The organism is Agromyces sp. Soil535, assembly GCF_001428255.1.
Taxonomy (GTDB): Bacteria; Actinomycetota; Actinomycetes; order Actinomycetales; family Microbacteriaceae; genus Agromyces.
This window is the reverse complement of sequence record NZ_LMRW01000024.1, coordinates 356350-373697: the sequence shown is the minus strand read 5'-3', so window position 1 is coordinate 373697 and position 17348 is coordinate 356350. Positions and strand designations below refer to the sequence as shown.

The following is a 17348-nucleotide window of genomic DNA, read 5'->3' as shown; positions in this document are numbered from 1 at the left end:
ATGCTGACGCTCGAGGACAGCCGCCTCACGGTCGACGACCTGATCGCGTGGCTCGTGCGCTTCGACGAGCAGATCGTCGAGCATGCCGAGCGCCTGACCGAGCTCGACTCTGCGATCGGCGACGCCGACCACGGCACGAACATGGCCAGGGGGACCGCCGCCGTGCGGCTGCGTCTCACGGAAGCACGTCCCGATGACGCCGGCGCCGTGCTGAAGTCCTGCGGCATGACGCTCGTGTCGACGGTCGGCGGTGCGAGCGGATCGCTGTACGGCACGTTGTTCCTCGAGATGGCCAAGCGCGTCGGCGCGGCCTCGGAGCTCGACACCACCGTCTTCGCCGACGCCTTCCGCGCCGGCGTCGCCGGCGTCGTGGCCCGAGGCCGCGCCGAGCCGGGTGACAAGACGATGATCGACGCACTCCAGCCGACCGTGGACGCCTTGAGCACCGCGGCAGCAGGTGGTGTCCCCCTCACGAAGTCGTTGCAGGCGGCGGCCGCCGCCGCTGCCGCCGGCCGGGATGCGACCATCCCGCTCGTTGCCCGCAGGGGACGGGCGAGCTACCTGGGCGATCGCAGCGCCGACCACCTCGATCCGGGCGCGACCTCGGCCGCGCTCCTCGTGCAGTCGCTCGCGGACTCGCACGCGGAGCGCGTCCGATGATCGGCCTCGTCATCGTGTCGCACAGTCCGCGGCTCGCCGAGGCGGCGGTGGAGCTCGGGCTGAAGATGGTGCACGGGAGTCCTCCCCCGATCCGCATCGCCGCCGGCGTCGACGGCCACTTCGGCACCGACGCGGCTGCGGTCGCGGCGGCCATCGACGAGATCGGCGAGGAACCCGGCGTCCTCGTCATCACCGATCTCGGCTCGGCGGTGCTGAGCGCGGGACTGGCCCTCGAGCTCCGGGAGTCGAGCACCGAAGTGCTCGTGAGCGCCGGCCCGTTCGTGGAGGGGATCACCGCTGGCGTGGTCCTCGCCGCCACAGGCGCGCCGTTGGAGGAGGTCGCCCGCGAGGTCGCAGGGGCGCTCGACGCGAAACGCGATCAGCTCGAACCGATGCCCGACGCGCCACCACCGACCTCCTGGGACCCGCTCTCGGTGGACGAGGTCCTCATCAATCCCGAAGGACTGCACACCCGGCCTGCGGCGATGTTCGTCCAGACCGTCGGCGGCTACGACGCCCTCGTCGACGTGACGAACCTGACCACCGGCATAGGGCCCGTCACGGCCAAGAGCATGATCGGCCTGCTGTCGCTCGGCGCCAAGCAGGGTCACCGGATCAAGCTCGACGGCCACGGGCCCGACGCGGCCACCGCGGTCTCCGCGCTTCGGGGACTGCTCGCCGATGGCTTCGGCGAGGTCCCCTCGGGTTCGGCTGCGATCTGAGGGCGCGGGTCTGGCGGCTTGCCGCCCGGCGTCGGGGCTCGCGCCGCGGTCAGCGGGTCGACGTGGACGCCGCGAACGCCGCCACGGCGGTGCGCGCGTACGGCGTCTCGAACGCCGCACCGATGGTGCGCGCCTCGTCGTCGAGCGCCTCGGCGAAGCCGCGGCCGAGACCTGAGCGGACGAGCCGCTTGGCCTGCCCGTACGCCGCCGTCGCGCCGGTGAGCCAGGCGGTGGCGATCTCCCGGGCGCGCGCGTCGAGCGCGTCGGGTTCGACGACCTCGGCGACCAGTCCCCAGTCGAGCGCCTCCTCGGCCGACAACCTTCGTGAGGTCAGGGTGAGCTCGAGCGCCCGTCGCGTGCCGATGGCCTCGGGCAGGAGCGTGCTCACGCCGCAGTCTGGGGTGAGCCCGACGTCCGAGTACCGGCTCGCGAAGGTCGCCCGATCGGATGCCACGACGAGGTCGGCCACGAGCATGAAACCGAGCCCGCCGCCCGCCACCGGCCCCTGCACGGCGGCGACGATCGGCTTGCTGCTCTCGCGCAGGACACGGTGCCCGTCGTGGATCACGTCGGCGAGCTCGGTAATCGTGCGCCCCGCGGCATCCGTCGCGTTGGCGAGCTCAGCCATCGCGCGCACGTCGCCGCCCGCGCAGAACGCGCGCCCCACGGCGTCGAACAGCACCGCCCCGATGTCGTCGCGCTCGGCGACCTCGTGGGCGATCGACTGCCACCGCCTGATTGCGTCCGGGTCGACCGCGTTCAATCTGGACGGGCGATTGAGCGTGACGTGGGCCAGCCCGTCATGCACGTCGAACAGGATCGGGTCTTCGCGGGCGGCATCGCTCATGACCGTGGAGTCTAGTTCGCCCGCGCGCCGATGCGAGCCGGTCAGACGCCGAAGTTGGCGCTCGGAGCCGAGAGTCGCTCGATCACGCCGGTGTCGTCGTAGCTGAGCGCCATCACCCCGATGTTGCGCGGCATCGAGTCGGCCGGGTTCGGCGGCAGCGTGACGATGCCGATTCGCGACACGACGACCGTGCGACCGGTCGTGGGATCGGTATACGGCGGGCTCACCTCCACGCCGATCGTCATGCTCGCGGGCGGGTCGCCGACTGCCACGCCTTCCGGCGAGCCGACGCCGTCGGCCGTCGCGATCGGGAGCGGCCCGGCCATAGGGCCGTCCACGAACATGACGTGGTTCGGCACCTCGGGTGCGTTCCCCGGCGTGTCGGTGTCGAAGAGTCTCAGACCGGCCCACACGTGGTCGATCCCGGGCGGGGTCTCCATTCCGCCGGCGTTCGGGCTGTCCACGGGAGCGCCGAGGTACTCGGTGAGCCCCGTCACCACCTCGGCTGTCGGCTGGAAGTAATCGAAGCTCGCGAGCGTCGCGCCGGCCGCGTCGAGCACCATGATCGCCTCGGCGGAGAACGCGACGGATGCCGCGACCGGCTCGGGTGTCGGGATCGGCGTGGTGGGCGCGGAGCTCGTCGCGGGGGCGGATGGAGACACCGTCGGCGGAGTCGGGCCGGTCGAGCACGCCGCGAGCGCCGCGATCGCGGCCAGTGAGAGGACGAGGAGGACGGCAGGGCGCTTCGACGACATGAGTCGGAATGTATCGACCGCGGGGGAGTGCTCGCATCCGGGGCGACCCTGAACTGCTCCGCGAGGCGGCTCCGTTCGTGAGTCGGCTCAGCTCGCCGCCATCACCCCGCCCCCGCGCGACGGATGCCCGTGCGCCTGCTCGAGTCGGGCGGCGCGGGCCACGAGCACGTCGAGCACGGTACGCACCGCGAGCCGCTCCGCGACATCCGGACGCACGAGCGCCACGATCTGGCGGGCCGATGCGACGCCGCGGATCGGCTTCCGCACGATGTTCGGCGACACCGTGCCCGAGGTGAACCGCGGCACGAACGCGATACCGAGCCCCGCCTCGATGAATGCCTCGACGATGCGCATGTCGCTGAACCGCTGGCTCACCTGCACGCGCTTGCCGCCCTCCTGCTCGATCGCGTGCAGGATGCGCTCGAACGGGAAGCCCGGCGGTACGCCGAGCCACGTCTCGTCGACGAGGTCGGCGGGGGTCACGTGCGACCGCCCTGCAAGGCGATGGCCGGCGGGGAGGCCGATGTCGAGCGGCTCGGTGAGCAGCGGCACGGCCCTGAGGCCGCGACCGCCCCACGGGAGCACGCCGGGCATGGTGTGGGCGAGCACGATGTCGTAGTCGGCCGTGAGGTCGGGGAACTCGGCGAGCTCGGGATCGAGGTCGGTGCAGCGCACGACGAGTCCCGCGACCTGCGCCAGGTCGGTGAGCACGCTCGGCAGCAGCGTGGCGCCGACGGTCGGGAAGGTGAGCAGCGTGACCTCGCCGCTCGGGTGGTTGCGGAACTCGTCCCACAGCGCCGAGGCGCGTTCGAGCGCGATCGCGACGTCGGTGGCGCTGCGGGCGAGGGCATGCCCCGCGCTCGTGAGCACGAGGCCACGGCCGCTGCGCTCGGTGAGCGGCATGCCGGCCTCCCGCTCCAGGACCTTGAGCTGCTGCGAGACGGCGGAGGGCGTGCGACCGGTCGCCTCGGCGACGGCGGTCACGCTGCCGCGTTCGGCGAGTTCCCTGAGCAGGTCGAGGCGGCGTACTTCCATGTAGCCAGTCTACATCGTCAATGAAGTATTGTGCGCTTGTGCTGCATGGTTGGAGGGATGACAATAGAGGAGTCGAACACGTGCAACGGCGCATCCGTCGCTCGACGAGCCCACCTCATCTCGAAAGGAATCACCGTGTTCACGCTCCTCGCCATCCTCGGCATCGTCTCCGTCCTCGGCATCGCCGGCTCCATCGTCATGTCGGTCCGCGACGGCTACCGTCGCCAGCCGAAGCAGACGTTCGCGCGCACCGTCTAGGTGTCACGACTGCCCGGGCACGCCCGGGCGCAGGGCCGCTGCGCGGGGGAGGGACACCCCGCTGGGCGGCCCTTCGTCTGCCGCCGGCAGACACCGGGGAGGCCGTCTCGCGCCGACACGACGGCCGCGTCGCGACATCCGACCCTTCCTCACAGGCAGGGGGGCCGTAGAGTATTCAGGTGACCCTTGCGCCCCAGCACAGCAGCACCGACGCGCGCCGACAGCTCATCGAGCACATCTCGGCCGACGCGGTGTTCCACGGCGACTTCACCCTGACCAGCGGCAAGAAGGCGTCGTACTACGTGGACCTGCGCAGGGTCAGCCTCGACCACCGGGTCGCACCGCTCATCGGCAGGGTCATGCTCGACCTCATCGCCGACGTGCCCGACGTCGACGCCGTCGGCGGCATGACGATGGGCGCCGACCCGATCGCCGCGGCCATCCTCCACCAGGGCGCATCCCGCGGCCTCGCGTACGACGCGTTCGTCGTGCGCAAGGAGCCGAAGGACCACGGCCGCGGCAAGCAGGTCGAGGGTCCGGATGTCGCGGGCAAGCGCGTGATCGTGCTCGAGGACACCTCCACCACCGGCGGCTCGCCGCTGAAGGCCATCGAGGCGCTCCGCACTGCGGGCGCCGAGGTCGTGGCCGTGGCCGTGGTGGTCGACCGTTCCACCGGCGCCCGCGAGGTGATCGAGGCCGCGGGAGTGCCGTACCTGGCCGCGATCGGCCTCGAAGACCTGGGCTTGGCCTGATGAACCGCGACGGGCGAAACTCCGACGACGCCGACTGGCTGCTCGCGCAACTCGCGAGCGGACGTACGCCGGCGCGTCAGGATCCGCCCGTCGCACCGCCGCCCACTCCGGCCGCGCAGGCCGCGCAGGCCGCGCCCGCCCCATCGCCCGTGCCACGACGCGCCTCGACCCCCGCGCCCCGCCGCGAGGAGGTGCTCGACTGGTTCTCGCTCGCCGAGCCGACGACCGCTCCGGATGCCGCGACGCGGGCGTTGCCCGTGATCGGCGGCCCGCCGCCGGCCCCGTCCACTCCGCACGCGACCCCCGTTGCGGCGCCGGCTCCCTCGACACCGCTCACGACCCCCGTTGCGCCGCCCGCGCCCACGCCCCAGGTGGTGGAACCGCCGGTCGCACCGGCCGGCCTCCCCTCGTGGAACCGCCCGTTCACCGTCGGACGCCCCGGCGCCGCGCCTCCGGCACCTCCCGCGTCGTCGTCGCTCATGTCGGTCGAGCCGCCCATGGGGGACGTTCCGTCCGCCGCGTCGCACGAGCCGTCGCCGGTCCGGCCCCAGGCCGCGCCTTTCGTCCCCACGAACCCGCCCGGTGGGGTCATGCCGCCCGACGTGAGGGCGCCCCACCCGGTGGCTCCGTCCATGCCGCCCGGTCCGGTGACGCCTGCGGCACAGTTCGCACTCACGTGGGGTTCCGGCGACCTCGACTCCGAAGATGCGATCCGTGCGGCGTTCCGCAGCCTCGCCGAGCCCGCGGCGTCGCCATCGCCGAAGGCCGAGACGCGCGCTGCGCCCCTGGCGCCCGCGGCGCCCACTGCACCTGCCGCGCCCACCGCTCCCGCTGAGCCCGCTGCACCTGCCGCAGAGGCATCGCCCTTCGCCGACTACACGCCACCGCCGGTCGCGCGGCAGTCGTTCACGCCGGTGCCGAGTGCCGTGACTCCGCCCGGCGCCGAGCCGCCCGCTTCCACTCCGCCCGCTCCCACGCCGACGGCCGACGCCGCGCCGCCGGCCCCGCCCGTCGTGCCGCCGCCGCGGCATCCGATCGCCCCGGCCACGGCGCCGGCCGGGTGGGACGAGCGAGCCGCTCGTCCAACAGAGCCCCAGCGCTTCGACGACGAGCTCTGGTCGGCGTTCACCGAGAGCGAGGAGACCGCGCGGCCGCCCACCCTCCCGCCGACGGCGATCATCCCGACGGCCACCCCGGCCGGGCAGCCGCGCCCGCCCGCGCAGGCCGCGCCCGAGCCCGAGGCCGTCGTAGCGCAACCAGAACCCGCACCGCTCCCGCCGCAGCCCCGGGCCGATCGCTTCGCTGCGTTCGCGTCCGACACCATCGACCCCTTCCGGGCGCTGATCGACGCCTCGGCGACGCCCGGGCAGCCTCTGCATCCGGTGCAGTCGGTCGAGCCGCCGCAGACGCCGCCGTCGAGCGCCGCGCCCCCGGCATCCGTGCCGTCGCCGACCGCGCCGCCCCAGGTCTCGGACGACTCGAACAGGGCGAACGGCTTCCCGTTCATCGAGGTGCGCGGCGAGGCCGAGGCAGCGGTTTCGGAGTCGGTCAGCGCGCAGGCCGAGTCGGCAGCGAACCGCTGGGCGGGTTTCCCGGCCTTCGCGGCCGCCAGCGGTGCCGGGGACGATCGCCGGCCCGACCAGGAGCCCCAGCCCGGCGAGCCCGTCGACGACCTGCTCGCGGCGCTCGGCGCGGGCACCGCACGTCCGACGCGTGACGACGGGCGGGGTGGTGACGCCGGCTCGCCGCCAGATCGCTCCGGCGCGGGTTCTCCCCCGGAGCGCGGCGGTCCTCCTCCGTCGGGTCCCGCTGATGAGGGGGCCGACGCCGTCGGCCTGTCCCTCGGCGACGATGACGACGAGGGCGACACCGACGAGCCCGAGGCCCCGGCCGACCTCCGCGGCGGCGTGTTCTGGCGCCGTCCGACGCCCGACGAGGACGATGCGGAGCATCCCGCCGATTCGCCCATCGCACGGGAGATCGCCGAGACGGGCTACTTCTGGAACCTGACGCCCGATCCGTCGGCCGAGGACCCGAAGACGAACGGCACGGCCCCCGACGCGACGCCGGCGACCGCCGACACTGACTCGGATGAGCCCGAGCCCGAACCCGAACCCGAACCCGAGCCCGAACCCGAACCCGAGCCAGAGCCCGAGCCCTGGATCCGCGCGCCCTTCACCGCATCGCTGTTCGTCACGGAGCCCGAGCCGGAACCCGAGCCCGAGCCCGAGCCGGAGCCCGAGCCCGAGCCGAGCTGGTCGTTCGGCGACGACGTGCCGGACTATGCCACGGATGACGCGGCAGCCGGCTTCCCCCGCAACGACGCGCCGACCTCCGTCTTCCCGTCGGCGCAGGCCGCGCCCGCCGCGCCAGGGCCCGCCTCGCCCGACGACGACCCGCTCGCCGCGCTCTTCGGGGCCAAGCCCCCGCCGCCCCAGCCACCGCCGATACAGGACCCGTGGCAGGCCGGCGCCCCGTTCGGCGCGGCCGCGACCGGCGCCGCCGCGGCCTCACCGTTCGCCTCACCCGCTTCGGCGGCCGCGGCACCGGTCGCACCCCGGTCGCCGGCTGCAGCTCCTCGCGGCGGGGGCACGGGTGGCGGCTCCGGCACCGGCACCGGCACGTCAGGATCGGGCGGCGGCACCGGCGGCCACCGCACCGTGCGCACGCTGCTCTGGATCGCCGGCGGACTCGTCGTGCTCGTGGTGCTCGCGGGGCTGTTCTACGTCGGCACCCTGCTCTCCGGCGGCGGGACCGGCGAAGCCGGCTCGCCATCGGCCTCCCCGAGTGCGACCGAGACACCGGTCGCCGCGCCCACGGCGCCGCAGCCCGTGGGCGTGCATGCCTGGAACACGCTCTTCGGCGGCGAGTGCATCGACCCGTTCGAGTCGCCATGGGCCGAGGAGTTCACGGTCGTCGATTGCGCGGCGCCGCACGCGGCCCAACTCGTCTATCGTGGCGCGCTCCCCGGCGACGCGACTGCGCCGTTCCCCGGCGAGGCCGAGATCGCGTCGCAGATGAACCTGCTGTGCACCGCAGCGGGCGTGATCGACGTCGCCGCGGTCTCGGGAGTGAACGACCTGCAGGTGCAGGCCTCGTTCCCGGTCACCGAGGAACAGTGGGCCGCGGGCGAGCGCACGTACTACTGCTTCGCCAATCGCGCCGGCGGTGAGCCGTTCACCACGAGCATCGCCGGTCCCGGGCCCGCGGCGTAGCGTGGCGGCATCCGGCCGGGTCGTCGTCTTCGGCTCGCTCAATGTCGATTCGACGAGCTATGTCGAGGCATTCCCGGCGCCAGGCGAGACGATCCTGTCGCACGGCTTCAGGGTCGCGCTCGGCGGCAAGGGGTCCAACCAGGCGGTGGCCGCGCATGCGGTCGGGGCATCCGTCGACCTCGTCGCCCGCATCGGCACGGATGCCGCGGGCGACTTCGCCCTCTCGACGCTCGAGCGCTTCGGCCTCCCGACCGGTGCGGTGGGCCGTGAGAGGGATGCGCCGACCGGCGTCGCGCAGATCACGGTCGCGGACTCGGGCGAGAACACCATCATCGTCACGGGTGGCGCCAACCTCACGGTCACGCCGGCCGTCGTCGACGCCGAACGTCCGCGCATCGCGGCGGCGGGGCTGGTGCTCACGCAGGGCGAGTTGCCCGTGCCGACCATCGAACGGGTCGCCGAGCTCGCCGCCGACGCCGGCGTGCGATTCGTGCTCAACCTCGCGCCGCCCGCGGCGGTGCGTGCGGCGACGGTCTCCTCGGCCGATCCGCTCGTGGTCAACGAGCACGAGGCGCGCGCGGTCGGCATCGGCACGGATGCCGCGGGCGCCTCGCTCGACGCATGGCGTGAGCTCGCGGCATCCGCCGTCGGGCACGTGGCCCGGTCGGTCGTCGTGACCCTCGGCGCGGCAGGCGCCGTCGCCGCCTCTGCCGATGGATCGTGGATCGCCGAGGCGCCGCGCGTCGAGGCCGTCGACACGACCGGCGCGGGCGACGGATTCACCGGGGCCCTCGCCGCCTTCCTCGCGGAGGGTCGCCCGCTCGATGAGGCCCTCCGCTTCGCCGTGGCCGCAGGCGGGCTCGCGGTGCAGGCGCGCGGCACGGTCGACTCGTACGCGCCGCGAGCTGCGGTGCTGCGGGCGGCCGGCCTCGACGGCGCGTCGACGAGCGCATGACCGTTCCGGTCATCGTCGACTGCGACCCCGGGCACGACGACGTGTTCGCGCTGTGGCTCGCGGCGGGGCATCCGTCGCTCGAGCTCCTCGCGGTCACGACGGTCGGCGGCAACGTGGCGGTCGAGCACACGAGCCGTAACGCGCGGATCGCGCTCACGGTGGCGGGCGTGACCGGCGTGCCGGTGGCCGCGGGTGCCGCCGGCCCCATCGCGCGCACGCTCGAGACCGCGGAGTGGATCCACGGCGAGAACGGGCTCGGCGGCCCGGTGCTGCCCGAGCCGACCGTACCCCTCGACCCGCGCGGCGCGACCGACCTCATGGCCGACACGCTGCTCGCCTCCCCCGAGCCGGTGGCGATCGTCTCGACCGGACCGATCACGAACGTCGCGATCCTGCTGCGCGACCGCCCCGATGTCGTCGACCGCATCCGCGAGGTCGTGTGGATGGGCGGCTCGACCGAGCGCGGCAACGTGACGCCGTACGCCGAGTTCAACGCGTGGGTGGACCCCGAGGCGCTGGCCCTGGTCGTCGGCAGCGGCATCCGCTTCACCATGGTCGGACTGAACGTCACGCATCGCGCGCTCGTGACCGCAGCGGTGCGCGAGCGGCTCGCCGCGGTCGGCACGGCGACCGCGGCATTCGGCGACGAGCTGCTCGAGTTCTTCTGCCGCACGAACGACGAGGTGTTCGGCATGCCAGACGGACCGCTGCACGACCCGGTCGCCGTGGCGGTGCTGGCCGACCCCGCCGCGGTCGAGGTCGTACACACGCGTCTCGACGTGGAGCTCGCCGGCACCGAGACGGTCGGCGCCACCAGCGTGGACTTCGACAGGATGCTGCGGCGCGAGCCGAACGCATGGGTCGCGATCGGGCTCGACGTCGACCGGTTCTGGGGCCTCGTCGAGGCGGCGATCGTTCGCCTCGCGTGACGCGCCGTCGGCGGTCTCAGGCGAACGACCGGATGGCGCGCGCGAGGCGCCCGACCGCCTCGTCGACGAGCGCGTCCGAGAGGTTGCCGTAACCCAGCACGAGCGCCTCCGACTTCGGCGTGCGGCTCGACGCCCGGTACCGTCCGAGGTCGGACACCGCCACGTCGACCCGGGCGGCCGCATCTCGCACGTGCGCCGCCCGCACTCCGGTGGGGAGTTCGAGCACGGCGTGCATGCCGGCGGCGACGCCCGTCACGGCGAGCTCGGGCAGCTCCCGCGCGAGCGCCTCGAGCAGCGCGGCCCGTCGCCGGCGGAATCGCCCCCGAGCCGCACGCAGGTGCCGCTCGAGGTCGCCGGACTCGAAGAACCGTGCCAACGCGACTTGGTCGAGCGTCGACGGCCGCGCCGTCTCTGGGATGCGCAGCTTCTCCCGAAGGCCGCCCGGGATGATCGCCCAGCCGAGCCCGAGCGCCTGCGCGACCGATTTCGACAGCGACCCGAGGAGCACGATGCGCTCGGGCGCGAGTCCCTGGAGTGCCGCGATCGGGCGCCGGTCGTAGCGGAACTCCGCATCGTAGTCGTCCTCGATGAGCACTCCGTCGACCTGTCGCGCCCAGCGCACGATCGCCTCCCGTCGGGCCGGCGACAGGGCCGCTCCGAGCGGGAACTGGTGGGCCGGCGTGAGCAGGGCCGCCCTGGCGCCGGTGCGGTCGGCCGCGTGGACGAGGGCGTCCACGTCTACGCCGCCATCGTCGACCGGCACGGGCACGGGGGTGAGACCCGCCGCAGCCGCGACCTCGCGCAGGCGGCTCCAGCTCGGGTCCTCGACGAGGAGGCTCCGATGGCCGGCCGTGCGCAGCCCCGCGGCCAGGCCGACCATACCGTCGGTCGCGCCGTGCGTGATCACGACGTCGTCGGGCTGTGCCACCGCGCGACGTGAGCGCACGAGGTAGTCGGCGACGGCCGCGCGGGCGAGCGGATGACCCAGCCGGTCGACCACGGCGAGCTCGGCATCGGGGAGCAGGTCGAGCGCCCGCCGCACCGAGGCCGCCCATCGGGCGCGCGGCACGTGCCGCAGGTCGGGCACTCCCGGCCCCAGGTCGTACGTCGGCCGACGGTACTCGCCGCGAAGCGGCCGCGCATCGGCCGATGGGCGTCCGGACGGGTGCCATGTGCCCGCCGCCACGCGCGTCGCCGCGCCCACCGTGGCGTCGAGGAGGCCCTCGGCGACGAGCTGGCCGTACGTCTCGGTGACGACCCATCGCGAGACGCCGAGCGTCTCGGCGAGCGTGCGGCTCGGTGGGAGGGCCGCCCCCGGCGGAATGCGGCCGGCGTGCACCGCCTCGCGGATCGACCGCTCGAGGCGGTCGCGCAGGGGCACGGGGCCGTCGTCGAGATCGAGCAGGGTCTCCCAGGCGAGGGCCGGGGCGGCTGGTGGTCGCGGCATCCGGAGCACCTCCGTGTATGGGTTGGATTGGTCTGGCCAGAGTGTGATTGATTGGAGTGTATGTCCGAGCCGATCGATCCGTACGCTCGAACGCATCACTCGATCGAAAGGCACATCATGCGATACCGCACCATCGGCGACGGGCGCACCTCGTTCGACGTCTCGACACTCTGCCTCGGCACGATGTTGATGGGCACTCTGACCGATGAAGCCACCTCGTTCGCGATCCTCGACCGCTTCGTCGAGGCCGGCGGCAGCTTCATCGACACTGCGAACAACTACAACGCGTGGGGCGACGGGCACGGCCGCGACAGTGAGGACGTCCTCGGCCGCTGGCTCGCGAGCCGCGGCCTCCGTGACCGCGTGCGTCTCGCAACGAAGCTCGGCGCTGCGAAGAAGGACCCCGCGCTGCCGCTCTCGAATACGCCGCCGACGAACTACCAGGGCCTCGCCGCCGACATCGTCGACCGCGAAGCGCACGAGAGCCTCACGCACCTCGGCGTCGACCGAATCGACGTGCTCTACGGCCACGTCGACGACCGCGACACCGCGCTCGCCGAGACGGTGGGCGCATTCGGCGCGCTGCAGGACGAGGGTGTCGTCGGCATCACCGGCATCTCCAACGTGGCCGTCTGGCGCGTGGTCGAGGCACGCGAGGAGGCCCTACGGCAGGGCATCGCGCCGTACGGGCTCGTGCAGCAGCAGTACAGCTTCATCCATCCGACGCCGAAGCTCGGACGCATGAACTTCGTCACGCCCGAACTGCTCGACTACGCGGCATCCACCGGGGTCGACGACCGGCCGCCGCTCGCGGTCACGGCGTACTCGCCGCTGCACCAGGGCTCGCTCACCCGCACCGACAAGCCGATGTGGGGCGGCGTCGATCACCCGACGACGCATGCGCGGATCCGGCTCCTGCACGAGGTCGCCCGCGACGTCGGCGCGACGCCGAACCAGGTCGCACTCGCGTGGCTCCTCGGCGCAGCGGCACCGGTCATCCCGATTGTCGGCGCGTCGACCCTCGCCCAGCTCGAGGAGACGCTCGGCGCGGCCGAGCTCGATCTCGATCCCGAGGTGCGCGAGCGCCTCGACGCCGAGCCCATGGAACGCCTCGCCGCGGCGTGACCGGCGTGACCGGCGTCGCGGTGGCGAGCGGATGCGGGGAGGGGTGACGCGCCGACCTTAGAGCTCGGACTCCACCGGCACGACGCGCACGAGCTCGTGCACGCCATCGAGGATCTCCTCGGGCCGGAACGGGTAGCGCTCGACCTCGGCTCGGTCGCTGATGCCGGTGAGCACGAGCACCGTGTGCAGGCCCGCCTCGATGCCCGCGACGATATCGGTGTCCATGCGGTCGCCGATCATCGCGGTGTTCTCGGAGTGCGCGCCGATCTTGTTGAGCGCCGAGCGGAACATCATCGGGTTCGGCTTGCCGACGACGTACGGCTCCTTGCCGGTGGCCTTCGTGATGAGGGCCGCGATCGCGCCGGTCGCGGGCAAGGGGCCGTCGGCCGACGGGCCGGTGGCATCCGGATTGGTGACGATGAACCGGGCACCGTTGCCGATGAGCCGGATCGCCTTGGTGATCGCCTCGAACGAGTAGTTGCGGGTCTCGCCGACGACGACGAAGTCGGGGTTCGTCTCGGTCATCACGAACCCGGCCTCGTGCAGCGCCGTGAGGATGCCGGCCTCGCCGATGACGAACGCCGTGCCGCCGGGCAGCTGCTGCTTCAGGAAGTCGGCCGTCGCGAGGGCCGATGTCCAGATGCGCTCCTCGGGGACGTTGAGCCCGCTCGAGCGCAGCCGCGCGGAGAGGTCGCGCGCGGTGAAGATCGAGTTGTTCGTGAGCACCAGGTAGGGCGTGCCTGCGTCCTCCCACTGCTGCAGCAGCTCGGACGCGCCGGGCAGGGCGTGGTTCTCGTGCACGAGCACCCCGTCCATGTCGGTGAGCCAGCACTCGACCTCTTCACGTCGTCCCATGCGTCAAGCCTAGGGTGCCCATGTCACGGGCCGATGAACGGCGGATGCCGCTGGCGGCACACGCGAGGGGCGTCTATGCGGTGACCCAGATCGCCTCGGCGGTCGCGCGGGGGATGGTGTGGGTCGCCCGTCCGGCGACGGCGACGCTGACGGATGCCGCGGCGGCATCCGTCACCGTCAGCACGGTGTCGAGGCCGATGCCCGCGTGGTCGAGCGCGCGGAGCACGGCGGGATCGCGGTCGCTGATGCGCACCACGGCCCCCTCGTGGCCGGAGAGGGCGTCGGCGAGCAGCACGGCATGGCGGGGCTCGAGCGTGCCGGCGGCCGAGGGGATCGCGTCGCCGTGCGGATCGCGCACCGGGCGCCCGAGCCGCACGTCGATCGCCTCGAGCAGCCGGTCGGAGATGGCGTGCTCGAGGATCTCGGCCTCGTCGTGCACCTCGTCCCAGCCATAGCCCATCTCCTGCACGAGCCAGGTCTCGATGAGACGATGGCGGCGCACGACCGCCAGGGCGCGGGCCATGCCGGCATCCGTCAGGCGGACTGCGCCGTAGGGTGCGTGCGAGACGAGCCCGGCCGCGGCCAGCTTCTTCACCATCTCGGTCACCGACGAGGGTGCGACGCCGAGCCGGTCGGCGAGCGCCTTGGGCGTGATGGGGTCGGGCTGCCACTCGGTGTGGGCGTACACCGTCTTCAGGTAGTCCTCGATGGCGGGGCTCGTGGCAGGCATCGGCCTCAGGATAGCGGGGTCGCGAAGGCCCGGCGGCGTCCGAGCGTCGCTAGACCCGCGCGAGCGCCGCGATGTCCTCGAGGAACCCGGCGGCGACCTCCTCCGACACGGTGGTGCGGGTGCCGGCGATGGCGTCGAGGTAGTGCTCGGTGCGCGGCCCGCGCGCGCCGTCGAGCGTGCGGCCCGCGCCGCCCGCGTCGATGGCCGCCTCGAAGGCGCGCTGCGAGGCGCTGCGGGCGGCGAACTCGATGTCCGCGGGGGAGAAGCCAGCCGTCCGCCTGACGAGCAGGGGCAGGTCCACCGTGTCGATGACGCTCTCGGGCACGTAGCGATGCCAGATCGCGAGGCGAGCGGCCTCATCGGGTAGGCCGATCGGGATGACGTAGTCGAAGCGTCCGTGCCGGAGGAACGCGGTGTCCAGGGCGCGGATGAAGTTCGTCGCGCACACGAGCAGGCGCCCGGGCTGCTCGCGGAACGCCGGGATGATCTTGAGCAGCTCGTTGGTCACGCCCTGCAGCGCCGACGGCGGCTCGCCCGAGCGATGCGCGGCGATCTCCTCGACCTCGTCGATGAACACGACCGCGTGCTCGAGGTCGGAGATCTTCACGAACGTCTCGCGCAGCGCGCCCGCGAGTCCGCGTGGGTCGGCCGCGAGGCGCGAGGGGAACACCTCGACGAACGACCACTCGAGTCGAGATGCGATCGCCTTGGCGAAGGTCGTCTTGCCGGTGCCGGGCGGGCCGAACAGCACGACGGCCCGCGGCGGTACGACGCCGAACTCCTCGGCGAGATCGGGTTGCGCGAGCGGGAGCACGAGGCGCTGCTCGAGGATCTCCTTCTCGCTGCGCATGCCTGCGACGGACTCCCACAGGTCGCGCGGCAGGATGCGCCCGCCCAGCTCACTCAACGAGTCGAGCTCCTGTCGCTGCACGGGGATGCGGCGTTCGAAGTAGCGCAGGTTCTGCTTCAGCTCGAAGCCCTGGCTGTGGAAGGCGTCGACGCGGGTCTCGGCCTCCGGCATGAGGGCCGAGAGCTTCGCGAGGCCGTGCGGGGCCATCTTCTTCTCGAGCGCGGCGAGCAGGGCGGCGCCGATGCCGCGCCCGCGCCACGAGGTCGTCGTCGCGAGGAAGACGACCCAACCCTGGTCGTGCGCAGCGCGACCGACGACCGCACCCACGACCTCGTCGGCATGCACGGCGACGATCGCATGGTCCTTCTGGCACGAGGCGATCACCTCGCTGAGCGCGTAGACGGGCTCGATCGACGAGGATCTCACTTCCTCCCACAGGTGCAGGATGCCGTCGAGATCGTCACTGTGGAACTCCCGGAGACGCCACCCCGTCATCGCAGCCTCCTCGTCACGCGCTCTCCAGCACCCTAGGGCATCAGGCTCCGGTGAACACCAGCCAGAGCAGCACTCCGTTCAGCGTGATGAGGAATACGGATGCCGCGATCCCCGCGGCGGTCGTCGCCCAGTGGTTCTTCCACCGGCCGAGGACGCCCGCCTTCGCGGTGAGGGCGACGAGCGGCACGAGCGCGAACGGGATGCCGAACGAGAGCACCACCTGGCTGAGCACCAGCGAGAGCGTGGGGTCGAAGCCGAGCCAGAGGATCGCGAGCGCCGGGACCAGGGTGACCAGCCGGCGGAGGATGAGCGGCACCCGCACGTGCAACAGGCCGTACATGATCTCGGCGCCGGCGTAGGCGCCGACCGAGGTCGACGCGAGGCCGGAGGCGAGGAGGCCGACCGCGAAGAGCGTCGCGATCGCGGGCCCGAGCGCTGCGCCGAGCGCGGCGTAGGCGCCCTCGAGGCTGTCGGTGCCCTCGACGCCCGAGAGGTTCACGGCCGCGAGCAGGAGGATGCAGAGGTTCACGGTTCCGGCGATCGCCATGGCGATCGACACGTCCCAGCGGGTGGCGCGGATGAGCAGGTCGGTCGGCACGGCCGTGGCGGTGCCTGGAAGGAGCTCCGGCGCGGCATCCGTGCCCCGCCTGACGCCGAAGCCGTGCCACGCGGTGCCGGTTGAGCTCGTCGAAACCCGCGCTCCGGCCTGCTCGCCCCGGTGCGTCGCGAAGCGGTCGCGGCTGAGTGCCGAGTGCGCGTAGATGGCGTGGGGCATGATCGTCGCCCCGAGGATCGACGCCGCGAGCAGCACCGAGTTGGCGTCGGCGAAGCGCGGCACGAGACCCGCGACGACTCCGGCCGGGTCGGGCGGGGCGACGAAGACGCCGACCGTGAACCCGACCGCGATGATCACGAGCAGGCCCATGATGACGAATTCGAACGTACGCGGGCCGCGACGCGATTGCAGCACGAGCAGCACGATCGAGACGGTGCCGGTGATGAGGCCGCCCCAGATGAGGGGGACGCCGAACAGCAGGTTCAGCGCGACCGCGCCGCCGATGACCTCGGCGAGGTCGGTCGCCATGGCCACGAGCTCGGCCTGCAACCAGTACGCGCGGCGCGCCCATGGGTTGCGGATGCGCCCGCCGAGCACTTCGGGCAGGCTCCGTCCGGTGACGATGCCGAGCTTGGACGAGAGGTACTGGATGAGCCAGGCCATGACGTTGCCGAGCACGACGACCCAGACGAGCAGGTACCCGTACTGGGCGCCCGCCGTCATGTTGCTCGCGACGTTGCCGGGGTCGAGGTACGCCACTCCGGCGACGAGGGCCGGTCCGATCAGCCACGCGAGGCGCGGTACCGACGTCGCGATCGGAGCCGCACGCGAGGGCGTGGGCTCGGTCGGTTCGGCTCGGGTGGGGGATGGCATCGTTGCTGCATCCGAAGCTTTCGGCATACCGAAATATTACACAGATTTCGGCACACCGAAAGTAAGTGCCCGAGGCCCCTGTCACCCGTTCTCGGGTGATTTCCACTCCTCCCGACTCCGGCACTGATGCTGTTCTGGCATCAGTGCCGGAGTCGTCGGCAACGCTGCTGGCGCTGGGTGGCTGGTCGTCGCGCAGACTCGCGATTCGCTCCGCCGGCAGCCCCGGCGTGCAGCGTCGGGGCCGTGTTCGTGTGCGGGCAGCCGAACCCTGATGCGCGGGTAGCGTTGC

The 17348-nt window shown here is 72.8% G+C and carries 17 protein-coding genes; 8 read left to right on the top strand and 9 right to left on the bottom strand.

Features of this window, described 5'->3' with window-relative positions; all coding sequences use genetic code 11:
* A complete protein-coding gene (dhaL, locus tag ASG80_RS17030; protein WP_056732824.1) occupies positions 1 to 660 on the top strand; it encodes a dihydroxyacetone kinase subunit DhaL in 660 nt (219 codons plus the stop codon).
* On the top strand, positions 657 to 1382 hold the full coding sequence (locus ASG80_RS17025) for an HPr family phosphocarrier protein (RefSeq protein ID WP_056732822.1): 726 nt from the start codon (positions 657 to 659) through the stop codon (positions 1380 to 1382). The genes dhaL and ASG80_RS17025 overlap by 4 nt, the downstream gene beginning before the upstream one ends.
* Before the next feature lie 49 nt (positions 1383 to 1431).
* Here ASG80_RS17025 and ASG80_RS17020 read toward each other — a convergent pair whose 3' ends face one another.
* The 3 genes from ASG80_RS17020 to ASG80_RS17010 all read right to left on the bottom strand — a co-directional run bounded on the left by ASG80_RS17020 (position 1432) and on the right by ASG80_RS17010 (position 4019).
* Entirely contained in the window at positions 1432 to 2229 is a 798-nt protein-coding gene (locus ASG80_RS17020; RefSeq protein WP_056732820.1) for an enoyl-CoA hydratase/isomerase family protein, read from the bottom strand.
* A gap of 41 nt (positions 2230 to 2270) precedes the next feature.
* Positions 2271 to 2984 carry a hypothetical protein gene (locus ASG80_RS17015; RefSeq protein WP_056732818.1) on the bottom strand — a complete coding sequence of 238 codons (714 nt, stop codon included), beginning with the start codon at positions 2982 to 2984 and terminating at the stop codon, positions 2271 to 2273.
* 87 nt (positions 2985 to 3071) lie between these two features.
* On the bottom strand, positions 3072 to 4019 hold the full coding sequence (locus ASG80_RS17010; RefSeq protein ID WP_056732817.1) for a LysR family transcriptional regulator: 948 nt from the start codon (positions 4017 to 4019) through the stop codon (positions 3072 to 3074).
* Positions 4020 to 4076: 57 nt separating this feature from the next.
* On the opposite strand from ASG80_RS17010, the gene ASG80_RS17005 reads away from it, so the two are divergent.
* Both ASG80_RS17005 and pyrE read left to right on the top strand, forming a co-directional pair.
* Entirely contained in the window at positions 4077 to 4277 is a 201-nt protein-coding gene (locus ASG80_RS17005; protein WP_056732815.1) for a hypothetical protein, read from the top strand.
* A gap of 179 nt (positions 4278 to 4456) precedes the next feature.
* Complete coding sequence (gene pyrE, locus ASG80_RS17000) at positions 4457 to 5029, top strand: orotate phosphoribosyltransferase (RefSeq protein ID WP_056732812.1); 573 nt, start codon at positions 4457 to 4459, stop codon at positions 5027 to 5029.
* 76 nt (positions 5030 to 5105) lie between these two features.
* On the opposite strand, the gene ASG80_RS23690 is transcribed toward pyrE, so the two are convergent.
* Complete coding sequence (locus ASG80_RS23690; RefSeq protein WP_156401903.1) at positions 5106 to 5663, bottom strand: hypothetical protein; 558 nt, start codon at positions 5661 to 5663, stop codon at positions 5106 to 5108.
* Here ASG80_RS23690 and ASG80_RS16995 point away from each other — a divergent pair.
* Genes ASG80_RS16995 through ASG80_RS16985 form a run of 3 tightly spaced genes read left to right on the top strand, consistent with a single transcriptional unit; the run spans position 5662 to position 10128 of the window.
* Entirely contained in the window at positions 5662 to 8244 is a 2583-nt protein-coding gene (locus tag ASG80_RS16995; protein WP_156401902.1) for a septum formation family protein, read from the top strand. The two genes, ASG80_RS23690 and ASG80_RS16995, sit on opposite strands and share 2 nt — an antisense overlap.
* Position 8245: 1 nt before the next feature.
* The gene (locus ASG80_RS16990) at positions 8246 to 9199 is read left to right on the top strand and encodes a ribokinase (RefSeq protein ID WP_056732808.1); all 954 of its coding nucleotides are present in this window, start codon (positions 8246 to 8248) and stop codon (positions 9197 to 9199) included.
* Positions 9196 to 10128: a nucleoside hydrolase gene (locus ASG80_RS16985; protein WP_056732806.1), complete on the top strand. Its 933-nt coding sequence runs from the start codon at positions 9196 to 9198 to the stop codon at positions 10126 to 10128. The genes ASG80_RS16990 and ASG80_RS16985 overlap by 4 nt, the downstream gene beginning before the upstream one ends.
* 16 nt (positions 10129 to 10144) lie before the next feature.
* On the opposite strand, the gene ASG80_RS16980 is transcribed toward ASG80_RS16985, so the two are convergent.
* Entirely contained in the window at positions 10145 to 11575 is a 1431-nt protein-coding gene (locus tag ASG80_RS16980; RefSeq protein ID WP_056732804.1) for a PLP-dependent aminotransferase family protein, read from the bottom strand.
* A gap of 117 nt (positions 11576 to 11692) precedes the next feature.
* Between ASG80_RS16980 and ASG80_RS16975 the strand changes: the two genes are divergently transcribed.
* Positions 11693 to 12700 (top strand): aldo/keto reductase, encoded by a 1008-nt coding sequence (locus tag ASG80_RS16975; protein WP_056732935.1) that lies wholly within the window; start codon positions 11693 to 11695, stop codon positions 12698 to 12700.
* 57 nt (positions 12701 to 12757) lie between these two features.
* On the opposite strand, the gene ASG80_RS16970 is transcribed toward ASG80_RS16975, so the two are convergent.
* The 4 genes from ASG80_RS16970 to ASG80_RS16955 all read right to left on the bottom strand — a co-directional run bounded on the left by ASG80_RS16970 (position 12758) and on the right by ASG80_RS16955 (position 17059).
* On the bottom strand, positions 12758 to 13555 hold the full coding sequence (locus ASG80_RS16970) for an HAD-IIA family hydrolase (RefSeq protein WP_056732802.1): 798 nt from the start codon (positions 13553 to 13555) through the stop codon (positions 12758 to 12760).
* Between the two features lie 73 nt (positions 13556 to 13628).
* Positions 13629 to 14285, bottom strand: a complete 657-nt coding sequence (locus ASG80_RS16965) for a metal-dependent transcriptional regulator (RefSeq protein WP_056732801.1) — start codon at positions 14283 to 14285, stop codon at positions 13629 to 13631.
* Positions 14286 to 14334: 49 nt separating this feature from the next.
* Entirely contained in the window at positions 14335 to 15630 is a 1296-nt protein-coding gene (locus tag ASG80_RS16960; RefSeq protein ID WP_056732799.1) for an ATP-binding protein, read from the bottom strand.
* Between the two features lie 40 nt (positions 15631 to 15670).
* A complete protein-coding gene (locus tag ASG80_RS16955; protein WP_082590533.1) occupies positions 15671 to 17059 on the bottom strand; it encodes an Nramp family divalent metal transporter in 1389 nt (462 codons plus the stop codon).
* Between the last annotated feature and the right edge of the window lie 289 nt (positions 17060 to 17348).

Coding starts and splice junctions, on each gene's coding strand:
- ASG80_RS16955 (WP_082590533.1), bottom strand. CDS start 17,059: ATGCCATCCCCCACCCGAGCCGAACCGACCGAGCCCACGCCCTCGCGT.
- ASG80_RS16980 (WP_056732804.1), bottom strand. CDS start 11,575: ATGCCGCGACCACCAGCCGCCCCGGCCCTCGCCTGGGAGACCCTGCTC.
- ASG80_RS16970 (WP_056732802.1), bottom strand. CDS start 13,555: ATGGGACGACGTGAAGAGGTCGAGTGCTGGCTCACCGACATGGACGGG.
- ASG80_RS17005 (WP_056732815.1), top strand. CDS start 4,077: ATGACAATAGAGGAGTCGAACACGTGCAACGGCGCATCCGTCGCTCGA.
- ASG80_RS17010 (WP_056732817.1), bottom strand. CDS start 4,019: ATGGAAGTACGCCGCCTCGACCTGCTCAGGGAACTCGCCGAACGCGGC.
- ASG80_RS17025 (WP_056732822.1), top strand. CDS start 657: ATGATCGGCCTCGTCATCGTGTCGCACAGTCCGCGGCTCGCCGAGGCG.
- dhaL (WP_056732824.1), top strand. CDS start 1: ATGCTGACGCTCGAGGACAGCCGCCTCACGGTCGACGACCTGATCGCG.
- ASG80_RS17020 (WP_056732820.1), bottom strand. CDS start 2,229: ATGAGCGATGCCGCCCGCGAAGACCCGATCCTGTTCGACGTGCATGAC.
- ASG80_RS16995 (WP_156401902.1), top strand. CDS start 5,662: ATGCCGCCCGGTCCGGTGACGCCTGCGGCACAGTTCGCACTCACGTGG.
- ASG80_RS16960 (WP_056732799.1), bottom strand. CDS start 15,630: ATGACGGGGTGGCGTCTCCGGGAGTTCCACAGTGACGATCTCGACGGC.
- ASG80_RS16965 (WP_056732801.1), bottom strand. CDS start 14,285: ATGCCTGCCACGAGCCCCGCCATCGAGGACTACCTGAAGACGGTGTAC.
- ASG80_RS23690 (WP_156401903.1), bottom strand. CDS start 5,663: ATGGACGGAGCCACCGGGTGGGGCGCCCTCACGTCGGGCGGCATGACC.
- ASG80_RS16975 (WP_056732935.1), top strand. CDS start 11,693: ATGCGATACCGCACCATCGGCGACGGGCGCACCTCGTTCGACGTCTCG.
- ASG80_RS17015 (WP_056732818.1), bottom strand. CDS start 2,984: ATGTCGTCGAAGCGCCCTGCCGTCCTCCTCGTCCTCTCACTGGCCGCG.
- ASG80_RS16985 (WP_056732806.1), top strand. CDS start 9,196: ATGACCGTTCCGGTCATCGTCGACTGCGACCCCGGGCACGACGACGTG.